Origin of the sequence: Pseudomonas sp. L7 (genome assembly GCF_046605565.1) — a bacterium.
Classification (GTDB): domain Bacteria; phylum Pseudomonadota; class Gammaproteobacteria; order Pseudomonadales; family Pseudomonadaceae; genus Aquipseudomonas; species Aquipseudomonas wayambapalatensis.
Genome location: NZ_CP176784.1, coordinates 3,276,080 through 3,298,180, shown reverse-complemented (window position 1 = coordinate 3,298,180; position 22,101 = coordinate 3,276,080). Strand labels below are relative to the sequence as shown.

The following is a 22,101-nucleotide window of genomic DNA, read 5'->3' as shown; positions in this document are numbered from 1 at the left end:
CCCTGTACAAACAACAAGGAACTCCACATGCAGCGTTCGATCGCCACCGTCTCACTCAGCGGTACCCTGCCCGAAAAGCTCGAGGCCATCGCCGCCGCAGGCTTTGATGGCGTCGAGATCTTCGAGAACGACCTGCTCCATTACGCCGGCGCCCCGCGTGAGATTCGTCAGCGGTGTGCGGACCTGGGGCTGGCCATCACGTTGTTCCAGCCGTTTCGCGACTTCGAGGGCTGCCGCCGTGATCGTCTGCACAAGAACCTCGATCGCGCGGCGCGCAAGTTCGACCTGATGCAAGAGCTGGGCACCGACCTGGTGCTGGTGTGCAGCAATGTGCAGCCCGATGCGCTGGGCGATGAGCAACTGCTGGTCGATGACCTGCGCCTGCTGGCCAAGCATGCCGGTGACCGAGGCCTGCGCATCGGTTACGAAGCGTTGGCCTGGGGGCGTCACGTCAACACTTGGCAGCAGGTGTGGCACTTGGTGCGTGAGGCTGATCATCCGGCCCTGGGGGTGATTCTCGACAGCTTCCACACGCTTTCGCTCAAGGGGGATCCCCGTGGGATCCGCGATATTCCCGGCGAGAAGATTTTCTTCGTGCAGATGGCCGATGCGCCGATCCTGGCCATGGATGTGCTGGAGTGGAGCCGGCATTTTCGCTGCTTCCCCGGCCAGGGTGAGATGGACCTCGCAGGTTTCCTGGCGCCGATCATCGCCAGTGGATATCGCGGCCCACTGTCGCTGGAAGTCTTCAACGATGGTTTTCGCGCCGCGCCTTCGCGTCAGAACGCCGCCGATGGCCTGCGCTCGTTGCTGTACCTGGAGGAAAAGGCCCGTGTGCGCCTGGCCGAGCAGTCGGTCGCGGTGGAACCCGGCGTGTTGTTCACACCGCCTGCGGCGAGCCGCTATGACGGGGTGGAGTTCGTCGAGTTCGCCGTGGATGACGCGGTCGGTGCGCGGCTGGGGGGGTGGTTGAAGCGCCTGGGGTTCGCCGAGGCTGGGCGGCACCGCAGCAAGGCGGTCAGGCTGCTGCGCCAGGGAGATATCAATATCGTGCTCAACGCCGAACCCTATTCCTTTGCCCACAACTTCTTCGAGGCCCATGGTCCATCGCTGTGCGCTGCAGCCTTGCGTGTGGATGACGCCCAGGCCGCGCTGCAACGAGCCGTGGCCTATCGCGGTCAGCCATTCCGTGGCCTGGTCGGCCCCAACGAGCGGGAAGTCCCGGCGGTGCGCGCGCCGGATGGCAGCCTGATCTACCTGGTGGAGCGGGCCGGGGCAGGGCAGAGCATCTACGACAGCGACTTCTGCCTTGATCCGTCGGCTTCTACCGATGGCGGGCTGCAGCGCATCGACCACATGGCCTTGGCCTTGCCGGCCGAGGGTCTGGACAGCTGGGTGCTGTTCTACAAGAGCCTGTTCGACTTCACCGCCGACGACGAAGTGGTGCTGCCTGACCCTTATGGCCTGGTCAAGAGCCGCGCCCTGCGCAGTCCGTGCGCAACGTTGCGCCTGCCGCTGAACATCTCCGAGAACCGCAACACCGCCATCGCCCACGCCCTGTCGAGCTACCGTGGTTCGGGCGTGCACCATATCGCCTTCGACTGTGCCGACATCTTTGCCGAGGTCACGCGGGCCAAGGAGGCTGGCGTGCCGTTGCTGGAGATCCCGTTGAACTACTACGACGATCTGGCGGCACGCTTCGAGTTCGACGATGAGTTCCTCAGCGAGCTTGCGTACTACAACGTGCTGTACGACCGCGATGCGCAGGGCGGCGAGCTGTTCCATGTGTACACCGAGCCGTTCGAGGGGCGTTTCTTCTTCGAGATCCTCCAGCGCAAGGGGGACTACGCGGGGTATGGCGCGGCGAACGTGGCCGTGCGCCTGGCGGCGATGGCCAAGCTGCGCGCGAGCCCGGGCAGCTAGCACGTTCCACATCCACCCTTGCGCTTCCCTGCACCGCCCGGCTCACGGATAATCCCCGCACATTCCAAACAACAGCCTGTGAGTCGGTATGAGTGATCCGCAAGTCAGCCTCGGTCAGTCCGAGGCCGGGGCGCGCAAGTCGCGCAAGAACAACCCGGAGAAAACCCGCGAGGACATCCTCCAGGCTGCGATCCACGAATTCGTCCAGCAAGGCCTGGCTGGCGCGCGGGTCGATGCGATCGCCGAACGCACCGCCACGTCCAAGCGCATGATCTACTACTACTTCGGCAGCAAGGAACAGCTGTACCTGGAATGCCTGGTCAAGCTCTATGGCGACATCCGCAAGACCGAGCACAGCCTGGACCTGGAGTCGTTGCCGGTCGAGCAGGCGATCCGCCGGCTGGTGGAGTTCACTTTCGATCACCACGACCACAATGTCGACTTCGTACGCATCGTCTGTACCGAAAACATCCATTACGGTGAGTTCGTCAAGCAGGCGCCGGTGATCCGCGAAATGAGCAGCCTGGTGCTCGAGTCACTGGCGCGCACCCTGCAGCGCGGGGTCGAGGAAGGCATGTTCCGTGCGGGCATCGAGGTCATCGACCTGCATATGCTGATGAGTTCGTTCTGCTTCTATCGGGTCTCGAACCGGCACACCTTCGGCGAAATCTTCCAGATCGACCTGGCGGACGAGGCGATCAAGCTGCGGCACAAGCAGATGATCTGCGAGGCCGTGCTCAGCTACATCCGCGCCTGATCGCCAGGCGCCGCATCACTCGCCGAGCCGCTGCTCGCGTGAGGGCGGGTAGCCGAAATACGCTGCGTAGCACTTGCTGAAGTGCGACACCGAAACGAACCCGCAAGCCACCGCCACTTCCATTACCGACAGGTCCGAGTACTGCAGCAGCCGCCGGCTCTTGGTGATGCGCAGCTCCATGTAGTAGCGCCGCGGCGAGGTGCCGAGCTGGGCCTGGAACAAGCGGTCGATCTGCCGACGCGAGCGGCCGCTGTAGGCGGCCAGCTGATCGAGGCTGAGGGTCTCCTCCAGGTTGTTTTCCATCAGCTCGACAATGGTGCGCAGTTGCAGGCTCATGGACTTCTTCGCCCCGGGCCCGACCTGGCGATAACGGGCACCTGAGAACGACAGGATCTCTTCGACACCTTCGGCCAAGGCATCGCCATACAGCCGGCGTACCAGGCCCAGCATCAGTTCCATGGCGCCATTGGGGCTGGCAGCGGTCAGGCGATCTCGATCGAGGGTGAAGCTGGCCGGCGTGATGCGCGTCTGCGGGCTGCGTTCGGCGAGGCTGGCGCGCTGTTCGGGGTGGATGCTGCAACCGTAGTCGCCCAGCACCCCGGCGCGGCCGAGGAACCATGCACCGCTCCACAAGCCCCCCAGGGCCATGCCGTGGACCGCGCAGTCGCCCAGCAGGCGGTCGAGTTCGGGATATTTGAGCGGGGTGCGCAGGCCGGCGCAGATGACCAGGAGGTCGGGCTCCTTGAGCTTGCGCGGGTCCAGCTCGCTGGCCACCAGTTCCAGGCCCAGGTCACTGAGCACCCGGTCACCTTCGAGTGACAGCGGAGTGAAGCGGAAACTCTCGGCTCGCAGCAGGTTGGCGGTGACCAGCACGTCCATCGCCACGGTGAAACTGGCCATGGAAAAATGCTCGAGCAGAACGAAGTCGACGCGGTACGGCACCTGTTCGTCGCTGGCGCCGGATTTGAGCCGCAACATGTTACTGGTGCTAGTCTTCTTGCTGAACTGGCGAGGCGTGGGCACAGCGGACTCCGTTTCCTTCGATGGCGCAGGAAGTGTGCTGGGAGTTGCGGGGAAAGACAATCACTGGCCGGATAATGCCGCGAGCCCTGGCACTGGCGGTAGGCGGATTGGAATGAACCCTTGGCGCCTGGCGTGAACAAATGCAGTACATGCTCACAGGAGAACGCTCATGGAAATCGGAACGGTCTGGATCCTCGTCGCAGTGCTGGTGATTCTTCTGCAGATCTGGGCGATATGGCACATCATCGGCAGCGAGCGCCGTGCCGAGCGCAAGATGTTGTGGGTCGTGTTCGTGGTCTGGGCGCCGTTCCCCGGCCTGTTGTTCTGGGCCTGGCGCGGGCCGCGGGCGGTGAAGGGCAGGGCCGTGCTGGAAGAGAAATGAGCCTTGCCTGGCGCCTGTCGCAAGGACAGGCGCCACGGACTTGGATCGAGGTGCCGATCCCTGGAAAAACCTGTCTGGGCGGGTAGAATTGGCGCTCCTGCCTTCAGCGAGTCCGCCCCATGTCAGCGCCGACACTCGAGCTGTTCCCAACCGGCGCTGAACACGCCGACGTCATCCGCAATCTGTACCAGTTCTATGCCTACGAGTCCTCCGACTGGGAGCAGGAGGACGTCGAGGCGGACGGGCGTTTCTACCTGCATGAGGCGCATATGGCGCGCTACTGGCAATCGCCCGGGTGGTGCGCCAGCCTGGTGCTGGTCGACGGTTTCATCGCCGGTTTCGTGCTGGTCGAGCGCAGCGAGCTGCCAGGCATCGAGGCCCTGGAACTGGCCGACCTGTTCATCCTCAAGCGCTACCGTCGCCAGGGCATCGGCCGGGCGGTAGCGTCCCAGGTGCTTTGCAGTGGCGCCCACGACTGGCTGCTGCGCTGCTTTCGGCAGGATGAAGTGTCCATGGCTTTTTGCACCCGCATCGTTGCCGAGTTGCCGCGCGCCGTGCAGGTGATCGCGCTGGAAGATGATCCGCAACTGCATTCCTGGCGCGTCATGGCGGTGCGCCACTGAAGTGCCGCACGCGCGAATTTTTGTGAACCACTTCACAAAATCCTGTCGCTCAGCGGCATAATGCCAGTATCTTGAAAAACGGCCCCGCAGGTTCAGGAAGAATGCCATGTCGCTAGTCGCGAGCCCCGACGTCATGTACCGGTTGTTGATCCAGAGTGTGGTGGACTATGCCATCTACCTGCTGACCCCGGAGGGGATTGTCGCCAACTGGAACCCGGGGGCGCAGCGCGCCAAGGGCTATGAGGCCAGCGAGATCGTCGGGCAGCACTACTCGCTGTTCTACAGCGAGGCGGACCGCGCTGCCGGACTGCCGCAAGCCAACCTCGAGCAGGCACGCCGCAGTGGTCGTTTCGAGGAGCATGGCTGGCGCCTGCGCAAGGATGGCAGCCTGCTGCGCGCCCATGTGGTGATCGAGGCGGTGCATGACGACGACGGGCAACTGGTAGGATTCGCCAAGATCACCCGTGACTGCACCGAGCAGTACCATGCACAGATGGCCCAACGCGAGCAGGAGCGACATTTCCGCCTGCTGGTGCAGGGCGTGCGTGACTATGCCATCTACATGCTCGACAGCGCCGGTCATGTGATCAACTGGAACGCCGGTGCCGAGCGAGCCAAGGGCTACAGGGCCGATGAGATCGTCGGCCAGCATTTCTCGGTGTTCTACACCCACGAAGACCGCGTCCGCGGCCTGCCCGAGCATGGGCTGGAGACGGCACGGCGGGAAGGGCGCTTCCAGGCCGAAGGTGTCCGTCAGCGCAAGGACGGCTCGCATTTCTGGACCAGCGTGGTGATCGAGGCCATCCATGACGAGGACAGCGGCCAACTGATCGGTTTCGCCAAGGTGACCCGTGACATCTCCGAGCGTCGCCGCTACGAGCTGGAGCTTTTGCAGGCCAAGGAACTGGCCGAGCAGTACAGCCAGGAGATGAGCACCCTGTCGCAGTTTCTCGATTCGGTGATCGCCAATATTCCGGCCTGTGTCATCGTCCAGGACCTGGCCAGCCAGCGCATCCTGTTGGCCAACCAGCAGGCCGAGCGTTTGTTTGGTGGCCAGGGGGCGAGCCTGATCGGTACGCTGCCCGCCGAGTGCGTGGTGCCGGCTGCCGCCGAGTTTCTCGAGCAGCAGTTGGCGCGCGGCGCACGCAGTGCCAAGGGCTACGCCGCTGAAACCCGTGTCGAAACCCTCGCAGGTGCCCGCACCTTGCGCAGCCGCGCGCTGATCAGCCAGAACCGCGACAACCAGGCCGATTACGTGCTGTTCATCGCCGAGGACGCCACTGAAGAGCTGGCAGCCCACGCGCAGATCCACCACATGGCCCATCACGATGCACTGACCGGCCTGCCCAATCGCACGCTGTTCCACGAGCGTCTCAAGCAGGCGCTGGCGCGCGGCGAGGACAGTGGCAAGCTGACCGCCACCTTGTGCCTGGACCTGGACAACTTCAAGAACATCAACGACTCCCTCGGCCATGCCTTCGGCGATAAACTGCTGCGTGCCCTGGGCAAGCGCCTGCGTCGAGAGCTGCGCGAGCACGACACCCTGGCCCGGCTAGGCGGCGATGAGTTCGCCGTGGTTCTAGCCGGGCTGGACAACCGCGAGGCGGCCTGCAATACCGCCCGGCGCCTGATCGATGCGATCTGCCCGCCATTCCAGATCGAAGGGCACCAGTTCACTGTCGGCGTAAGCATCGGGATTGCCTTTGCGCCTGAGGACCAGGACAACGCCGAGCTGCTGCTGGGTTACGCCGACATGGCCCTGTACGAAGCCAAGCGCAATGGTCGCAACCGCTACGAATGCTTCCATGTCGAACTTGACGTTGCCGCACGCCAGCGCCGCCTGGTGGAGACCGACCTGCGCACGGCCCTGCACCTGGGGCAACTGCAATTGCACTACCAGCCGGTGGTGGACCAGCAGTGCAACAGCGTCACCGGCTACGAGGCGCTGCTGCGCTGGGAGCACCCCAGCCGCGGCATGATCATGCCCATGGACTTCATCCCCATCGCCGAGGAAACCGGGCTGATCCACGAGATTGGTGCCCGCGTGCTGAACCTCGCCTGCCAGGAGGCGGCAACCTGGGAAGGGCAGGAGGTGGTGTCGGTCAACCTGTCGCCGGTGCAGTTCAAGAATACCGGGCTGGCGCATACCGTTTCCCTGGCACTGTCGGACTCAGGGCTTGACCCGCAGCGCCTGGAGCTGGAGATCACCGAGTCGGTGCTGCTGGGCAACAGCGAGGAGAACGTGCGCATCCTGCGGGAGCTGAAAGACCTGGGCGTGTCGATCTCGCTGGATGATTTCGGCACAGGTTATTCGTCGCTGGGTTACCTGCGCTCGTTCCCGTTCGACCGGATCAAGATCGACAAATCTTTCGTCCACGACATGTGCGACAGCCGTGAGGCGATGTCGATCATCCGCGCGATTACCGAGCTGTCCAACAGCCTGATGATCAAGACCACGGCCGAGGGCGTGGAGTCGGTCGAGCAGATGGAGCGTCTGGCCGCAGAAGGGTGTTCGCACTTCCAGGGCTACTTCTATGGACGACCGGCACCGGCCAGCGAGCGCTTGAAGCAGATTGTCAGGGATTGACGGGCTGGCAAAAACACTTGCCACCCGACGCCCCATCTCTTCTAAACTCGCAGGGTTCGCCTCACCCAGAGATCCGCATGACCACCCGTACCCCGCTGTCCGGCGTCAACCACCCCTTGCGCGGCATCGCCCTGGTGGTGGCCGCGACGTTCCTGTTCGCCAGCCACGACGGGCTGTCGAAGTTCCTCGGTGGGATCTACCCGGTGATCATGGTGGTCTGGGCCCGCTATGTGGTGCATACGCTGCTGATGGCCGGCATCTTCATGCCCCAGGCTGGGCTGAGCGTGCTGCGCACCCGACGCCCGTTGCTGCAGACCTTGCGTGCCTTGAGCCTGCTCAGCACCAGCCTGCTGTTCACGGCGGGGCTTCAGTACTTGCCGCTGGCCGAGGCCACGTCGGTCAACTTTCTCGCCCCGGTGCTGGTCACTGCGCTGTCGGCTCCGCTGCTCAAGGAGCGGGTCACGCCGGGCCAGTGGCTGGCGGTGGTGATGGGCTTCATCGGCGTGCTGGTGGTGGTGCATCCGGGCGGGGCGATGTTCACCCCGGCGATCCTGTTTCCCTTCGGTTCTGCCCTGGGCTTCTGCTTCTATCAGCTGCTGACGCGGATTCTGGCCGCCCACGACAGCCCAACCACCAGCAATTTCTACGCAGGGCTGTGCAACACCCTGATCATGAGTGTGCTGGTGCCGTTCTTCTGGCAGACGCCGCAATGGCAGCACGTGCTGCTGATGCTCGCGCTCGGCGGTTGCGGCATGACTGCTCACCTGCTGCTGACCAAGGCCTTCCGCCACGCAGCGCCGGCGCTGCTGGCGCCGTTCAGTTACTGCCAGATCGTCTTTGCGGGGGTGCTGGGCCTGGTGGTGTTCGGCCAGGTGCCGGACACCACCAGCATCGTGGGCATCGCCATCATCTGCTTGAGCGGCCTTGGCGCCGCCTGGATGCAGCGGCGCAAGTGACCGTCAGCCGTTGACCAGCGCCTTGAGCGAGGCGTCGAAGCTGCGCAGGGCATCGGCCTGCACGTTCTGCTCGACCTGCAACTGGTGGGCAAGATTCGTCATGTCACTGGGCAACGCTTCACGGGCCTGACCTTCGGCGCGGCCGATGTAGGTCAGTTGGTCATCGTAGAAGCGTGCGACCACCTGGGTTTCGATGTCTGGGCTGGTGGCGCTGGCGAGGCGGCTCTGGGCATCGAGCAGCACGATCACGTCGGGGTGGTCGGCGAGCAGGGTATCCAGATCGTCGTAGAAGGTGACCTCGGCGAAGGTCTGCGCCAGCGACTGGGCCAGCCAGCTGTAGGCCTGGCTGCCACCGTTGAGCGTGGCCACTTGCACGGCACGCGAGGCGCCAGGCACTGAAGGCGGGGCTTCGCGATGGCGCTGCAGGTAGTCCAGGGTAGCGGAGGCATTGCGGCCCAACAGCACGGCGACATGCTGGCCCGGTGTCAGCGACACGCTGGACAGCTCGGTGGCCGAATAGAAGTGGCCGTAGGGTTGCGCCACCTGCGAGGTGGCCGAGGCGGCACAGCCACCCAGGGCGGCCAGCAGGGCCAGGATCGCGGCGAGCATGCCGCCTTTGCTGATCGATGCCATGATCGTTGCCTCATCGAAGGTTCAATGAAGCCATCTTCCGCCTCCGGTTCTCGCGGTGGAACTTGAAGATATTCATGGTCGCTATCGACGATGTCGATGGGCGGCGCTGCCAAAGCCCGGCCTGACAGACCCAGCCTATCGCCTTTCAATAGTCGCTCTATTAGACCTCTGCCCATGCTGGGCTAGTCTTTCCCGTGGCCTCCCGATTTGCGCGTGCAGCGCCGCGGCCCCGCGTCGGCAACAGACCGACCACCACCTGATGAAGAGAAGGCCCGAGCCTTGCGGCTCGGGCTGCAGAACACCTGGCATAGACCGGAAATCTGGACAACCGACCCATAAGGTACCCGCAGATGTCGAACGAATCGAAATGCCCGTTCCATCAAACCGCAGGCGGCGGCACCACAAACCGTGACTGGTGGCCCGACCAGCTCAACCTCAGGATTCTCCACCAGCATGGCAGCCAGTCCGATCCCATGGACCCGGCATTCGACTATGCCAAGGCGTTCAAGAGCCTTGATTTCCAAGCCCTGAAAAAAGACCTCACAGCGCTGATGACCGACTCCCAGGATTGGTGGCCTGCGGACTTCGGCCACTATGGACCGTTGTTCATCCGCATGGCCTGGCACAGCGCAGGCACCTACCGCATCGCCGACGGCCGTGGTGGCGCGGGCTCCGGCCAGCAGCGCTTCGCCCCGCTCAACAGTTGGCCGGACAACGTCAGCCTGGATAAGGCCCGGCGGCTGCTGTGGCCGATCAAGCAGAAATACGGCAACAAGATTTCCTGGGCCGACCTGATCGTGCTCACCGGCAACGTTGCGTTGGAGTCGATGGGCTTCAAGACCTTCGGCTTCTCCGGTGGCCGCGCCGATGTCTGGGAGCCGGACGAAGATGTGTACTGGGGCTCGGAGAAGGTCTGGCTGGGTGGCGACACCCGCTACGGCAAGGCCCAGCCACCTGGCAAGGGTGATCTGGTGGCCGAGCCTGGCAAGCATGCGCAGGAGCAAAGCCGCACCGAGCCTGCGGGACGCAATCTGGAGAACCCGCTGGCTGCCGTGCAGATGGGCCTGATCTACGTGAACCCCGAAGGCCCGGAGGGCAATCCTGACCCGGTCGCTTCGGGCAAGGATATTCGCGAGACCTTCGGCCGCATGGCGATGAATGATGAAGAGACCGTGGCCCTGATCGCCGGCGGCCACGCCTTCGGCAAGACCCACGGTGCAGGCCCTGCGGACAACGTCGGCGCCGAACCTGAAGCCGCCGGGCTCGAGCTGCAAGGGCTGGGCTGGGCCAACAAGCTCGGCAGCGGCAAGGGTGGCGATACCATCACCAGCGGCCTGGAAGTGACCTGGACCTCGACCCCGACCCGCTGGAGCAACGAGTACCTGAACAACCTGTTCAACTTCGAGTGGGAACTGACAAAGAGCCCGGCGGGCGCCCACCAATGGCGTCCCAAGGACGGCGAGGGTGCCAACAGCGTGCCCGATGCCCACGACCCGACCAAGCGCCATTCACCGATGATGCTCACCTCTGACCTGGCCTTGCGCTTCGACCCGATCTACGAGCCGATCGCCCGGCGTTTCAAGGAGCATCCCGAGCAACTGGCCGACGCCTTCGCCCGTGCCTGGTACAAGCTGATCCACCGTGACATGGGGCCGCTGGCCCGTTATCTGGGCCCGGAAAACCCACAGGAAGAACTGCTCTGGCAGGACCCGATCCCCAAGGTCGATCACCCGCTGGTCGGCGAGCAGGACATCGCGGCGCTCAAGGCCAAGGTGCTGGCCTCGGGTCTGAGCGTTGCCGAACTGGTGTCCACCGCCTGGGCGGCAGCCTCGACCTTCCGTGGCTCGGACAAGCGCGGGGGCGCCAACGGCGGGCGTCTGCGCCTGGAGCCTCAGCGTTCCTGGGCCGCCAACCAGCCTGAGCAGTTGGACAAGGTGCTCAAGGCGCTGGAGAACATCCAGGGCGAGTTCAACAGCGGCGGCAAGAAGATTTCGCTGGCCGACCTGATCGTGCTGGCTGGCTCCGCTGCGGTCGAGAAGGCTGCCAAGGACGCTGGGCACACGGTCAGCGTGCCGTTCCGGCCGGGTCGTACCGACGCCTCCCAGGCGCAGACGGATGTCGAGTCGTTCGCCGTGCTGGAGCCGCTGGCCGACGGCCTGCGCAACTTCACCAAGGCCAGGTACAGCGTCAAGGCCGAGAAGCTGCTGCTGGACAAGGCCCAGTTGCTGACCCTCACCGCGCCGGAACTGACCGTGCTGGTCGGCGGCCTGCGGGTGTTGGGCGCCAACCATGGCGGCAGCCAGCATGGGGTGTTCACCGACAAGCCTGGCACCTTGAGCAACGATTTCTTCCGCAACCTGCTGGACATGGGCGTGGAATGGAAGCCGACCTCGGCCGACAACGAGACCTTCGAAGGCCGTGATCGCAAGACCGGGCAGGTGAAATGGACTGGCACCCGGGTCGACCTGGTGTTCGGCTCCCACGCCCAGTTGCGGGCGTTGAGCGAGGTGTACGGCAGCAGCGATGCCGAGGAGAAATTCGTCAAGGACTTCGTGGCGGCCTGGGTGAAGGTGATGGAGCTGGACCGGTTCGATTTGTAGAAGCGGGGTCGTGGGGCGCTTTTTCGCGGGTAAACCCGCTCCCTCAGGTGTTGCGCAAGCCTTGAAGGTTTGCCGAGACCTGTGGGAGTGGTTTATCCGCGAAAACAGCACCGCAGTGGTCAAGACTCAGGCGACAGCCTTCTGCACCTCGGCCACCTTGGGTTTGGCCGGCTTGAGCCGCGATACCCCCAGCAACACCAGCACCAGCCCGGCAATCTGATACCCCGAGATCGCCTCACTGAGGATGGCCCAGGACGCCAGCATGGTCAGCACCGGCCCCAGGTTGCCGACCGCCGCAGTGTGCGTCGGCCCCAGGCGCTGGATCGCCAGGGCTACCCAGTAGATCGGCAGTACCGTGGAAAACAGCGCCATCATCGCTGCATTGGCCCACACCGCAGCGGGCAATTGCGTCAACTGGGTGACATCCGCCACCAGCAAGTAGTGCGCCAGCACCATCAGCGACGATGCCGAACCACACAGCCCGGCCATGCGCATCGAGCCCATGCGCTTGAGCATCATCCCGGTACCGGAGTAATACAGCGCGTAGGTCACTGCGCTGGCGAACACCCACAGCGACCCCGCCAGCACTGCGTGCCCGCCGCCGGCGGCACCCAGGTCGTGCACGAAGGCGATGCCCAGCCCCAGGTAGCACAAGCCCATCGCCAGCAGGGTGCGCGGGGTAGGGCGCTCACGCATCGCGATGGCCTGGAATACCAGCACCAGGGTCGGGTAGGTGAACAGGATCAGGCGCTCCAGCCCCGCGCTGATGAACTGCAAACCATAGAAATCGAACAGGCTCGACAGGTAGTAGCCCAACAGGCCGAGCACTGCCACGCGAAACCCGTCGCCCAGGGTCAGCGGGATGCTCGCCGGGCGACGGCTGGCCCACACCAGCCAGGCGAACAGCGGCAGCGACAGGCCCATGCGCAGCGCCAGCAAGGCCACTGCATCCACAGGCCCCGCAGCGTAGGCAAGCTTGACGAAGATCGCCTTGAAGCTGAAACCCAAGGCGGCCAGGACTGCATAGAGGCTGCCGTTTTGCAGGTGTCGTTCAAGAGAGGTACGCAGGCTGTTCATGCTGAATCCGCAACAAAATAAGTCAGAGGCTTATTCTGAATAGAAGGCCCGAAAGCTAGAATCGCTTTTTCTGGAACATGGCGTTCGCTTTTGGAGAAACCCCATGCACTTCGATCTTCAAGACCTGCGCTTGCTGGCTGCCATCGCTGCGACCGGTAGCCTGAGCAAGGCCGCAGCCGGTTTTCCGGTGGCGGTGTCGGCGGCAAGCACGCGCTTGCGCCTGTTCGAGGAGCGTAGCGGTCTGACCCTGTTCACCCGCAAGGCCGACGGTATGCAGTTGACCCCTGCCGGGCGGCTGGTGCTGGAGTCGGCCCGTGGGGTGCTGGGCGAGGCGCAGAAACTGCAGGACACGCTCAAGGAGCTGGCGGGCCAGCGGCGCATCAACTTGCGCCTGGCGGCTTCGACGGTCACCAACAGCACCTTGCTGCCAGCGGTACTCGGGCCTTTCCTGGCCGACTACCCCGAAGTCGACCTGCTGCTGGTCGAGCACAAGAGTGTCGATGTACTGCGCGTGGTGCTGGCCGGGGAGTGCGAGATCGGCGTGTTCGACGGCAACCTGGTCAACGATGGCCTGGTATCGCTGCCGTTTCGCACCGAGCGCCTGGTGCTGCTGGTGCCCGCCGATCACGAGCTGGCCGGGCGTGAGCAATTGCGGCTGATCGATGCGCTGGATCATGCCTTTGTCTGCCTGCCGGCAGAGCGCGCCATGCAGCGATTCGTCGAGGAGTTGGCGATGAACCTGGCCATGCCGCTGAAGATCCGCGTGCGTGCGCCCAGTTTCGAGGCCATTGCCCAGTTGGTCGCCCAGCGTGCCGGGCTGGCGATTGTCCCGGAGATTGCTGCCGTGCGTGCCGAGCAGGAGCTCGCGGTGCGCCGGGTGGCACTGGAGGAGCGTTGGGCGACCCTGGAGCTGCGCATCTGCTTTCGCAGTTGGGAAGGTCTCAGCTCCCACGCCAGGCAACTGGTCACCTTCCTTTCCGGGCAGTAATCCGATGAGGTGGCACTCTGCAATCCTGCCGGGAGCGCTTACAATCGCCGCTTTTGCACTCCAAGACAGGCACGCCGGTCAATGACGCTCGACCCCCCAACCCTCCTGGCCCTGACCGTTGCCCTCGCGGCAGCGGCGGCGCTTTACCTGACGATCGAATGGCGCAGTGTGCGCGAGTCGTCGTTGCTCTACTGGAGTGCCGGTTTCGCCACCATCACCGTTGGCTCCACCCTCGCGCTGCTGCGCATGAACGGTTTCCTGCTGATTGGTATCTGGTTCGCCAACGGTCTGCTGGTGTTCGCGCATTTCTGCTTCCTGCTGGGCGTTGCCCGTTTCACCGAAGTGCGATTGTCACGGGGCTGGCTGCTGGTCGTGCTGCTGTGGGTGAGCCTGCTGCTGCTGCCGGAAGGGCCGTCGTGGTCCAAGATCATGCTGGTGGTCAATTCGCTGCTGGTGGCGCTGGTGTCGCTGCGGGCCAGTTTTCTGCTGCGTCCGCACGGTGTGTCGCTGAGTGTGGGGGCGGTGCAACTGCGCTACGTGATGCTGATCCACGGGCTGTTCTACGTGATCAAGGCCCTGACCGTGGTGATTCCGGGAGCCTTGCTCGATCTTGCGGCCTTTCGCGGGGAAATCATCCAGATCTCGCTGATCGAAGGGGCGATGGCGATCATGCTGATCGCCCTGTCGATGACTGGCACCGAGCGTTACCGTCGCGAGGAACGCATCGCGCTTCTGGCCGCGCGTGATCCGCTCACGGCGTTGTTCAACCGCCGCGCCCTGGAAGTGCGCGCGCCGGTGCTGCTGCAGGCGACCAGCCACGAGCGCCCTGGCGCCGTGCTGTTGATCGATATCGACAACTTCAAGCTGGTCAATGACCTGTACGGCCACACCGCCGGTGACCGGCTGCTGGTGGCGCTGAGCGAAACCATTCGCGGCCTGCTGCCGGCCAATGCCCTGGCCGCGCGACTGGGTGGCGATGAATTCGTCATTCTGCTGGGCAACGCGCGCCGCGACGAAGTCGAGGTGCTGGGCACGATACTTCGTGAGCGCTTCCAGGACATCGCCGCACAATCCTTCGTCACCCCGATGGCGGTGACCTTGAGCATCGGTGCCAACCTGTTCGATCAGCCGCCGGCCAGCCTCACGGCGCTGATCGAACAGAGCGATGCCGCGCTGTATCAGTCCAAGCGCAGTGGACGCGACAGCATGCGCCTGGTGGACGTGACCTTGACGGGCAATTGAGCCTGCGTCGGGTTTTCACTTGTTGTTGATGCATTCGGACTGCACCGAATAACGCACGGTACGCAAGGTGCCCTGGCTGTCCTCGAAGGTCATCAGGCGCGGTACCACCTCGCAGGTGCGCGGGTCGCCCGACTGGCGCACCAGGCGCGCCACATCCAGTGGCATGCCGTAGCGGTAGTCGACGATCTCCGGCATGGGTTTGTCGCGCTTGATGGCGTAGGCGGCCACGGCTTGCTGGTGGGCCTGCAGCAACTGCTCGCTGCGCTGAGCGGAAAAGCCGGTGGCCTGGACGCCGAAGGCCAGCAGGAGCAGGGCGATCGCTGTGCTCAGTCGTTTCATGGGGTGTCTCCGGAAGGGCTGTGGTTTCCGGATCACGCTAGCGAGCAGCAGCCAACAGGGGCATGACGACAGCCTTACAGTTGTGAAAGGTCCGCACGCATGACGTCATTGTAATGTGCCGATCACCTTCCCGTTATCCATCTGCGGCGAGCATCGATGCTGGCCGCGAACGCACCTGCGCAACGGCCTGACAAGAACAACAGCCGTTATCGAAGGAGCATCGCATGAGATACCGACCAGGACTTTCCCTGGCCGCGCTGGTGGCGCTGGCCGGTCCTTCGGCGTGGGCCGAGGACGCTGCGAAGGAAGGGTTCATAGAGGGCAGCCGCCTGAGCGTGCTGAACCGCAACTTCTACTTCAACCGTGACAACCGCGACGGGGTGGCGCCGACCTACAACCGGGCCAAGGCGCCCGACAATGGCTATTCCGAAGCCTGGGCGCATGCCGTCATCACCCGCTTCGAGTCCGGCTTCACCGAGGGAAGCGTGGGGGTAGGGGTCGATGCCTTTGCCATGCTCGGGCTCAAGCTCGACACCGGAGGTGGACGCAACGGTGGACGCAGCTCGTTCGATGTACTGCCGGTGGATCGTGACGGCCAGGCGCGCGACGAATACAGCAAGCTTGGCGGCGCGGCCAAGATGCGGGTGTTCGACACGGTGCTGCGGGTGGGCGATGTGTTTCCGGCCAACCCGGTGGTCGCGGCAGGGGATTCGCGCCTGTTGCCGCAGAGCTTTCGCGGCGTGACCGTCGAAAACACCAGCCTGGCGGGCCTGAACCTGCAGGCCGGGCGCCTGCATGCCATGAGCCAGCCGATGTCCAGCGACATGCGCGAGTCTTTCGCGACCTTCTATGGTGGGCCCGTGGACTCGCCATGGATCGCCTATGGCGGCGGCGACTATGCCGTCAACGAACAGGTCAGCGTCAGCCTGTTCGGCAGCCGCCTGAAGGATGTGTGGAACCAGTACTACGCCGGTACCAGCGTTACCTGGCCGTTGAGCGATGAGCTGGCGCTGATCGGTGGCTTCAACTTCTACAACGCCAAGGACGAAGGGCGCAAACGCCTGGGCACCTTCGACAACGACATCTGGAGCGCCAAGATGGGTGTGCGTTACGGCGCTCACACCCTCGCGTTGACCCACCAGCGCAACAATGGCGACGACGATTTCGATTATCTGCGCCAGTCCGACTCGATCTTTCTCGACAACTCCATCCAGTACAGCGATTTCAACTCGCCCAAGGAGCGCTCATGGATGCTGCGCTATGACCTGAACATGGCCGGGTACGGGATTCCCGGGCTGTCGTTCATGACCCGTTATGGGCGCGGCAGTGATGCGGATTACTCGAACGCCAACGCCTACTACATGCGTCGCGACGGCAATGGCGATCCGCTGACCGACCAGAAGCGCTGGGAGCGCGACATCGAGGTCAAGTACGTGGTGCAGACCGGCGTGGCCAAGGATCTCTCGCTGCGCGTGCGCCAGGCGACCACCCGGGCGACGGCGTTCGAGTCCGACCTGGATGAGGTGCGGGTGATCGTCGAGTATCCGTTGTCGATTCTTTGAGCTTGAGCCCATTCACCTTCAGAAGCCTTGCGCTCCTTTGGTTGCAGGTGAATGTTTTGGCGCCTCGATGAGGCGCCTTTTTTACGCCTGCCATTTCGGCAGCGCACATCACCCTTTGTCGGCGGACGGCAGGATGCGATTGATGACCGTGCTGCCGTTGTCGTTACGGGTCAGGTAGATCGGCAGGACCTTGGGCAGGTTGTCCACCAGGCGGCTGACCTCACGGGTGTCGTAGATGCCGCTGATGCGGATGTTACCGACACTGCTGTCGGCCAGCAGCAGGGGTTTGTCCAGGTAGCGGTTGATCACCGGCAATGCCTGGGAGAGGCTGAGGTTGTCGAGTACCAGGCGACCGCTGCGCCAGGCCAGGCTGTTGGCATAGTCGTCGCTCTGTGCCAGTTGCGGCTCGAAGTCGCCGATGCGGTAGCTGGCCTGCATGCCGGGGCCGAGGCGGTAGCCGCCTTCGCCACCATTGCTGGAAACCAGCACTGAGCCTTCGACCAGCGTCACCTTGACCTGGTCTTCGTACTTCCACACGTTGAACTGCGTGCCGGTGACCCGCGTCTGGCCGTGACCGGCGCGCACGATGAAGGGGTGCTCGCTGTCGTGGGTCACCTTGAAGAAGGCTTCGCCCTGGATCAGGTCGACCTGGCGCCGGTCCTTGTAGTTGAGGTAGCGCAGCTCGCTGTTCAGGTTGAGTTCGACCTGGCTGCCGTCGTGCAATTGCACTGTACGCACCTGCTGGTCGCTGTCGAAATGCTGGTAGCGATTGGGTAGCCAGCCTTGCTCCCAGCCAATCCAGCCGGCCAGGGGTAGGGCGAGCAGGGTGATCACCGCGGCTGAAGCCAGTGGGCGCCAGTTGCGTTGGCGGGGTCTGGCCGCAGGCAGTTCGATCACGTTGGCGGCACGCGGCAGCATGTCGGCGGTCTGCCAGATCTCCAGCATCGCCTGGTATTCCTCGGCATGCCGGGTGTCGGCGGCCAGCCACTGAGCAAACGCCTCACGCTCGTCGGCCGAGCAGTCCTCGGCGTGCAGGCGCATGCACCAATGCGCAGCGGCATCGGTGATGGCATCGTCGTCGAGGGGGGTGAAGCGGTCTTGGTTCATTGCGGCTCCCGGTTTTGCGCATTCTACCTTCCAGAAGGGCTCCGCGAGAACCGAGATAATGGCGAATGACTATCAGTTGCGATTTTTTTCGTCGGTTTTCCGGCGCAAGCGCATGGAGACAACCGAGAGGGCTGGCGGAACAATGACTTAGATAGCCTGCTAATAAAAGCTTTGACATTAACTGCCTAGGCAGTAATATTTTCTAACATCTTTGTTGAGCGATGCCGATGGCCCATTTCACCCCGGAAAATTTCCAGACCTGCGCCATTGGCATGTTGCTCGGCCGCGCCTCGTTATTGAAGGACCGCATTCTCGACTGGCACCTGGAAGCTGATGGCGTTACCGCTGCGCAGTTCAAGGTGCTGATCATCGTGACCCAGTACCAGGTGGATACCCCGGCCGAGCTGTGCCGCTGCCTGGGGCTGGACAGCGGTTCGATGACGCGCATGCTCGACCGCCTCGAGCAGAAGGGCCTGATCCTGCGCAACCGCTGCCCCGACGACCGTCGCCAGGTGCGGCTGGTGCTGACCGAAGACGGTCAACGCTTGGCTGACCGCCTGCCGGAGATCGGGGCAATGGCGATGAACGAGCTGGTCGGTTCACTCGAAGCCGACGAGCTCAAGACCCTCGAGACGCTGCTGGCAAAGATTCTCATGGCCGCCAGCGACCCGTTGACGATTGCCCGTTTCGGCGATCGCACCCCTGATCCGACTTGATTCAAAGGTACTCCCATGGCCACACCCTCGGATGCATCCACTCCCGCCGAAGTGCCCGACGCCACGCGCAAGCGCAAGACCTGGCTGCTGGCCCTGCTGCTGGTATTGATATTGGCCGGCGCTGCCGGCTGGGCCTGGTACACGTTGATCGGGCGCTGGCACGAAAGCACCGACGATGCCTACGTCAACGGTAATGTGGTGGAGATCACGCCGCTGGTGACGGGAACCGTCACCAGCATCGGCGCCGACGATGGCGACCTGGTGCATGCCGGCCAGGTGCTGTTGCGCTTCGACCCCAGTGACAGCGAGGTGGCCCTGCAGGCCAGCGAGGCCAAGCTTGCGCGCACGGTGCGCCAGGTGCGCGGCTTGTACAGCAACGTCGATGCGCTCAAGGCTCAGGTGCAGACGCGCCAGGCCGAACTGAAGAAGGCCCGCGAGAACTACGACCGCCGTAAGGTCCTGGCTGACAGCGGGGCGATCGCCGCAGAAGAACTGTCGCACTCACGCGACGACCTGACCGCCGCGCAGAGCGCCCTGGACAACGCCCGCCAGCAACTCAACACCAGCACTGCGCTGATCGACGACACCGTGGTGTCGTCGCACCCGGAGGTGATGGCGGCCGCTTCCGACCTGCGCCAGGCCTACCTGGACAACGCTCGCACGACGTTGGTGGCGCCGGTGACCGGCTACGTCGCCAAGCGCACCGTGCAATTGGGGCAGCGCCTGCAACCAGGCACCGCGACCATGGCGGTGATTCCGCTCGACCAGGTCTGGATCGACGCCAACTTCAAGGAAACCCAACTGCGTGACATGCGTATCGGCCAGCCGGTGGAGATCACCGCAGACCTGTACGGCAGCGAAGTCAAGTACAGCGGCACGGTCGACAGCCTGGGCGCGGGCACCGGCAGTGCCTTCGCTCTGCTGCCCGCGCAGAACGCCACGGGCAACTGGATCAAGATCGTCCAGCGTGTGCCGGTGCGCGTGCACCTGAACCCCGAGCAGCTCAAGGATCATCCGCTGCGCATCGGCCTGTCCACCGTGGTCGAGGTCGACCTGCACGACCAGAGTGGCCCGGCCCTGGCCCAACAGCCACCGCAGCAGGCCAGCTACACCACCCAGGTGTATGACCGCCAACTGGCCGAGGCCGATCGTCTGATCGCCCAGCTGATCCATGACAACAGCGCCGCCAGTGGCAAGACGGCGCAGCGATGAGCAACGGCGCATCCGCCCAGTTCACCCCGCCGAGCCTGCTGCTGACCACCATCGGGTTGTCGCTGGCGACCTTCATGCAGGTGCTCGACACCACCATCGCCAACGTGGCGTTGCCAACCATTTCCGGCAATCTGGGGGTGAGCTACGAGCAGGGCACCTGGGTCATCACCTCGTTTGCGGTAAGCAATGCCATTGCCCTGCCGCTGACGGGCTGGCTGAGCCGCCGCTTTGGCGAGGTCAAGCTGTTCATCTGGGCCACCTTGCTGTTCGTGCTGGCGTCGTTCCTCTGTGGTATCGCCCAGTCGATGCCCGAGCTTGTGGGCTTTCGCGTGCTCCAGGGCGTTGTTGCCGGCCCGTTGTACCCGATGACCCAGACCTTGCTGATTGCTGTCTACCCGCCTGCCAAACGGGGGATGGCCCTGGCGTTGCTGGCAATGGTGACGGTGGTGGCGCCGATTGCCGGGCCCATCCTCGGCGGCTGGATAACCGACAGCTACAGCTGGCCGTGGATTTTCTTCATCAACGTACCGATCGGTCTGTTCGCGGCCGCCGTGGTGCGCCAGCAGATGCGCACACGTCCAGTGACCACCAGCCGCCAGCCCATGGATTACATCGGCCTGCTGACGCTGATCGTCGGTGTCGGCGCGTTGCAGGTGGTGCTCGACAAGGGTAACGACCTGGATTGGTTCGAGTCCTCGTTCATCGTGGTGGGTAGCCTGATTTCCGCGGTGTTCCTGGCCATATTCGTGATCTGGGAGCTCACCGATCGGCACCCGGTGGTGAACCTGCGGCTGTTCGTGCACCGTAATTTCCGCATCGGCACCCTGGTGTTGGTGGGCGGGTACGCGGGCTTTTTCGGCATCAACCTGATCCTGCCCCAGTGGCTGCAGACGCAGATGGGCTATACGGCGACCTGGGCGGGGCTTGCGGTAGCACCGATCGGCCTGCTGCCGGTGATCATGTCGCCCTTCGTCGGCAAGTATGCGCATCGCTTCGACCTGCGCCTGCTGGCAGGGATCGCCTTCCTGGCCATTGGTGCAAGCTGCTACATGCGTGCGGGCTTCACCAGCGAGGTCGACTTCCTGCACATCGCCCTGGTGCAGTTGTTCATGGGGATCGGGGTGGCGCTGTTCTTCATGCCGACCCTGACCATCCTGCTCTCGGACCTGCCGCCGCATCAGATTGCCGACGGCTCGGGCCTGGCCACGTTCCTGCGGACACTGGGCGGCAGTTTCGCCGCCTCGCTGACCACCTGGATCTGGATCCGCCGGGCCGACCAGCACCATGCCTACCTGAGCGAGCACATCAGCCAGTACGACCCGGCAACGCGTCACACCCTCGAGCAACTCGGTGGGGCGAGTCCGCAGAGCTATGCGCAGCTTGAGCAGATCCTCAACAGCCAGGCCTACATGATGTCGACGGTGGACTACTTCACCTTGCTGACCTGGGTGTTCGGCGCCTTGATTTTGCTGGTGTGGCTGGCTCGCCCGCCCTTCACGGCCAAGGCAGGGCCGGCGTCGGCGGGGCACTGAGGTGTACTTGCGGCACGGCTGCGTGCAGCCGTTGCCGCGATCGGGGCTTTTCCCCTAACCTTGTAGGTCTATTCCCTCGACAGTGGCAGTTTCATGGACAAGGTCATTCTCATCACTGGCGCCAGCCGCGGTATCGGTGCCGCGACCGCGCGGTTGGCGGCGCAACAGGGCTATCGCATCTGCATCAATTACCACGCCGACGATCACGCTGCCGAACGCATCCTGGACGAGGTTCGGGCGCTGGGCGCCCAGGCCATCGCCGTGCGAGCCGATGCCAGCGTCGAGGATGAGGTGATCCAGGTGTTCCAGCGGATCGACCAGGAGCTCGGCCCTGTCACGGCATTGGTCAATAACGCCGGGACCATCGCGACCCAAAGCCGGGTCGACGAGATGTCCGAGTTCCGCCTGCTCAAGCTGATGAAAACCAACGTGGTCGGCCCGATGCTCTGCGCCAAGCATGCCTTGCTGCGCATGTCGCGCCGCCATGGCGGGCAGGGTGGTGCGATCGTCAACGTGTCGTCGGTGGCTGCACGCCTGGGTTCGCCCAACGAGTACGTAGACTATGCCGCCTCCAAGGGCGCGCTGGATACCTTCACCCTTGGGCTCGCCAAGGAAGTGGCGGGCGAGGGTGTGCGGGTCAACGGCGTGCGTCCTGGCTACATCCATACCGACTTTCACGCCCTGAGCGGTGATGCCCAGCGGGTCAGCAAGCTCGAACCTGGCCTGCCCATGGGACGTGGCGGGCAGCCGGAGGAGGTGGCGGAGGCTATCCTCTGGTTGCTGTCGGACAAGGCGTCCTATTCCACCGGCAGTTTCCTTGATCTGGGGGGCGGGCGCTGAGC

At 64.0% G+C, this 22,101-nt stretch carries 19 protein-coding genes; 14 read left to right on the top strand and 5 right to left on the bottom strand.

All coding sequences use genetic code 11. The features are described from left to right. Nucleotides 1-27: 27 nt before the first annotated feature. Both quiC and ACK3BK_RS14920 read left to right on the top strand, forming a co-directional pair. The gene (gene quiC, locus ACK3BK_RS14925; protein ID WP_186720617.1) at nt 28-1,923 is read left to right on the top strand and encodes a 3-dehydroshikimate dehydratase QuiC; all 1,896 of its coding nucleotides are present in this window, start codon (nt 28-30) and stop codon (nt 1,921-1,923) included. Between the two features lie 88 nt (nt 1,924-2,011). Then, nucleotides 2,012-2,680: a TetR/AcrR family transcriptional regulator gene (locus tag ACK3BK_RS14920; RefSeq protein ID WP_186663922.1), complete on the top strand. Its 669-nt coding sequence runs from the start codon at nt 2,012-2,014 to the stop codon at nt 2,678-2,680. A 15-nt stretch (nt 2,681-2,695) separates the two neighbouring features. Here ACK3BK_RS14920 and ACK3BK_RS14915 read toward each other — a convergent pair whose 3' ends face one another. Continuing rightward, the gene (locus tag ACK3BK_RS14915; RefSeq protein WP_186707864.1) at nt 2,696-3,703 is read right to left on the bottom strand and encodes a GlxA family transcriptional regulator; all 1,008 of its coding nucleotides are present in this window, start codon (nt 3,701-3,703) and stop codon (nt 2,696-2,698) included. Nucleotides 3,704-3,872: 169 nt separating this feature from the next. Between ACK3BK_RS14915 and ACK3BK_RS14910 the strand changes: the two genes are divergently transcribed. The 4 genes from ACK3BK_RS14910 to ACK3BK_RS14895 all read left to right on the top strand — a co-directional run bounded on the left by ACK3BK_RS14910 (nt 3,873) and on the right by ACK3BK_RS14895 (nt 8,251). Continuing rightward, nucleotides 3,873-4,085, top strand: a complete 213-nt coding sequence (locus ACK3BK_RS14910) for a PLDc N-terminal domain-containing protein (RefSeq protein WP_054891554.1) — start codon at nt 3,873-3,875, stop codon at nt 4,083-4,085. 119 nt (nt 4,086-4,204) lie between these two features. Further along, nucleotides 4,205-4,708 (top strand): GNAT family N-acetyltransferase, encoded by a 504-nt coding sequence (locus tag ACK3BK_RS14905; RefSeq protein ID WP_411382729.1) that lies wholly within the window; start codon nt 4,205-4,207, stop codon nt 4,706-4,708. A 106-nt stretch (nt 4,709-4,814) separates the two neighbouring features. Beyond that, nucleotides 4,815-7,295: an EAL domain-containing protein gene (locus ACK3BK_RS14900; RefSeq protein ID WP_411382728.1), complete on the top strand. Its 2,481-nt coding sequence runs from the start codon at nt 4,815-4,817 to the stop codon at nt 7,293-7,295. A 77-nt stretch (nt 7,296-7,372) separates the two neighbouring features. Further along, nucleotides 7,373-8,251 carry a DMT family transporter gene (locus tag ACK3BK_RS14895; protein ID WP_186663930.1) on the top strand — a complete coding sequence of 293 codons (879 nt, stop codon included), beginning with the start codon at nt 7,373-7,375 and terminating at the stop codon, nt 8,249-8,251. 3 nt (nt 8,252-8,254) lie between these two features. Here ACK3BK_RS14895 and ACK3BK_RS14890 read toward each other — a convergent pair whose 3' ends face one another. Then, entirely contained in the window at nt 8,255-8,884 is a 630-nt protein-coding gene (locus tag ACK3BK_RS14890) for a hypothetical protein (protein ID WP_411382727.1), read from the bottom strand. A gap of 350 nt (nt 8,885-9,234) precedes the next feature. On the opposite strand from ACK3BK_RS14890, the gene katG reads away from it, so the two are divergent. Then, nucleotides 9,235-11,484: a catalase/peroxidase HPI gene (gene katG / locus ACK3BK_RS14885; RefSeq protein WP_411382726.1), complete on the top strand. Its 2,250-nt coding sequence runs from the start codon at nt 9,235-9,237 to the stop codon at nt 11,482-11,484. A gap of 126 nt (nt 11,485-11,610) precedes the next feature. On the opposite strand, the gene ACK3BK_RS14880 is transcribed toward katG, so the two are convergent. Continuing rightward, complete coding sequence (locus tag ACK3BK_RS14880) at nt 11,611-12,561, bottom strand: DMT family transporter (protein WP_411382725.1); 951 nt, start codon at nt 12,559-12,561, stop codon at nt 11,611-11,613. A gap of 103 nt (nt 12,562-12,664) precedes the next feature. On the opposite strand from ACK3BK_RS14880, the gene ACK3BK_RS14875 reads away from it, so the two are divergent. After that, nucleotides 12,665-13,549 (top strand): LysR substrate-binding domain-containing protein, encoded by an 885-nt coding sequence (locus tag ACK3BK_RS14875; RefSeq protein WP_186663942.1) that lies wholly within the window; start codon nt 12,665-12,667, stop codon nt 13,547-13,549. A gap of 81 nt (nt 13,550-13,630) precedes the next feature. Continuing rightward, nucleotides 13,631-14,791 carry a GGDEF domain-containing protein gene (locus ACK3BK_RS14870; RefSeq protein WP_411382724.1) on the top strand — a complete coding sequence of 387 codons (1,161 nt, stop codon included), beginning with the start codon at nt 13,631-13,633 and terminating at the stop codon, nt 14,789-14,791. 15 nt (nt 14,792-14,806) lie between these two features. Here ACK3BK_RS14870 and ACK3BK_RS14865 read toward each other — a convergent pair whose 3' ends face one another. Beyond that, on the bottom strand, nt 14,807-15,130 hold the full coding sequence (locus ACK3BK_RS14865; protein WP_065862581.1) for a DUF2790 domain-containing protein: 324 nt from the start codon (nt 15,128-15,130) through the stop codon (nt 14,807-14,809). Between the two features lie 224 nt (nt 15,131-15,354). Between ACK3BK_RS14865 and ACK3BK_RS14860 the strand changes: the two genes are divergently transcribed. Further along, complete coding sequence (locus ACK3BK_RS14860) at nt 15,355-16,692, top strand: OprD family porin (RefSeq protein ID WP_411382723.1); 1,338 nt, start codon at nt 15,355-15,357, stop codon at nt 16,690-16,692. A gap of 108 nt (nt 16,693-16,800) precedes the next feature. On the opposite strand, the gene ACK3BK_RS14855 is transcribed toward ACK3BK_RS14860, so the two are convergent. Beyond that, complete coding sequence (locus tag ACK3BK_RS14855; RefSeq protein ID WP_186663949.1) at nt 16,801-17,799, bottom strand: FecR family protein; 999 nt, start codon at nt 17,797-17,799, stop codon at nt 16,801-16,803. A 227-nt stretch (nt 17,800-18,026) separates the two neighbouring features. Between ACK3BK_RS14855 and ACK3BK_RS14850 the strand changes: the two genes are divergently transcribed. From ACK3BK_RS14850 to ACK3BK_RS14835, 4 genes are all read left to right on the top strand, one after another. Further along, nucleotides 18,027-18,515 carry a MarR family winged helix-turn-helix transcriptional regulator gene (locus tag ACK3BK_RS14850; protein WP_288375075.1) on the top strand — a complete coding sequence of 163 codons (489 nt, stop codon included), beginning with the start codon at nt 18,027-18,029 and terminating at the stop codon, nt 18,513-18,515. Between the two features lie 15 nt (nt 18,516-18,530). After that, nucleotides 18,531-19,727 (top strand): HlyD family efflux transporter periplasmic adaptor subunit, encoded by a 1,197-nt coding sequence (locus tag ACK3BK_RS14845; RefSeq protein ID WP_411382722.1) that lies wholly within the window; start codon nt 18,531-18,533, stop codon nt 19,725-19,727. Continuing rightward, entirely contained in the window at nt 19,724-21,259 is a 1,536-nt protein-coding gene (locus tag ACK3BK_RS14840; RefSeq protein WP_054891541.1) for a DHA2 family efflux MFS transporter permease subunit, read from the top strand. The genes ACK3BK_RS14845 and ACK3BK_RS14840 overlap by 4 nt, the downstream gene beginning before the upstream one ends. Nucleotides 21,260-21,352: 93 nt before the next feature. Beyond that, nucleotides 21,353-22,099: an SDR family oxidoreductase gene (locus ACK3BK_RS14835; protein ID WP_186663955.1), complete on the top strand. Its 747-nt coding sequence runs from the start codon at nt 21,353-21,355 to the stop codon at nt 22,097-22,099. Nucleotides 22,100-22,101 lie beyond the last annotated feature (2 nt).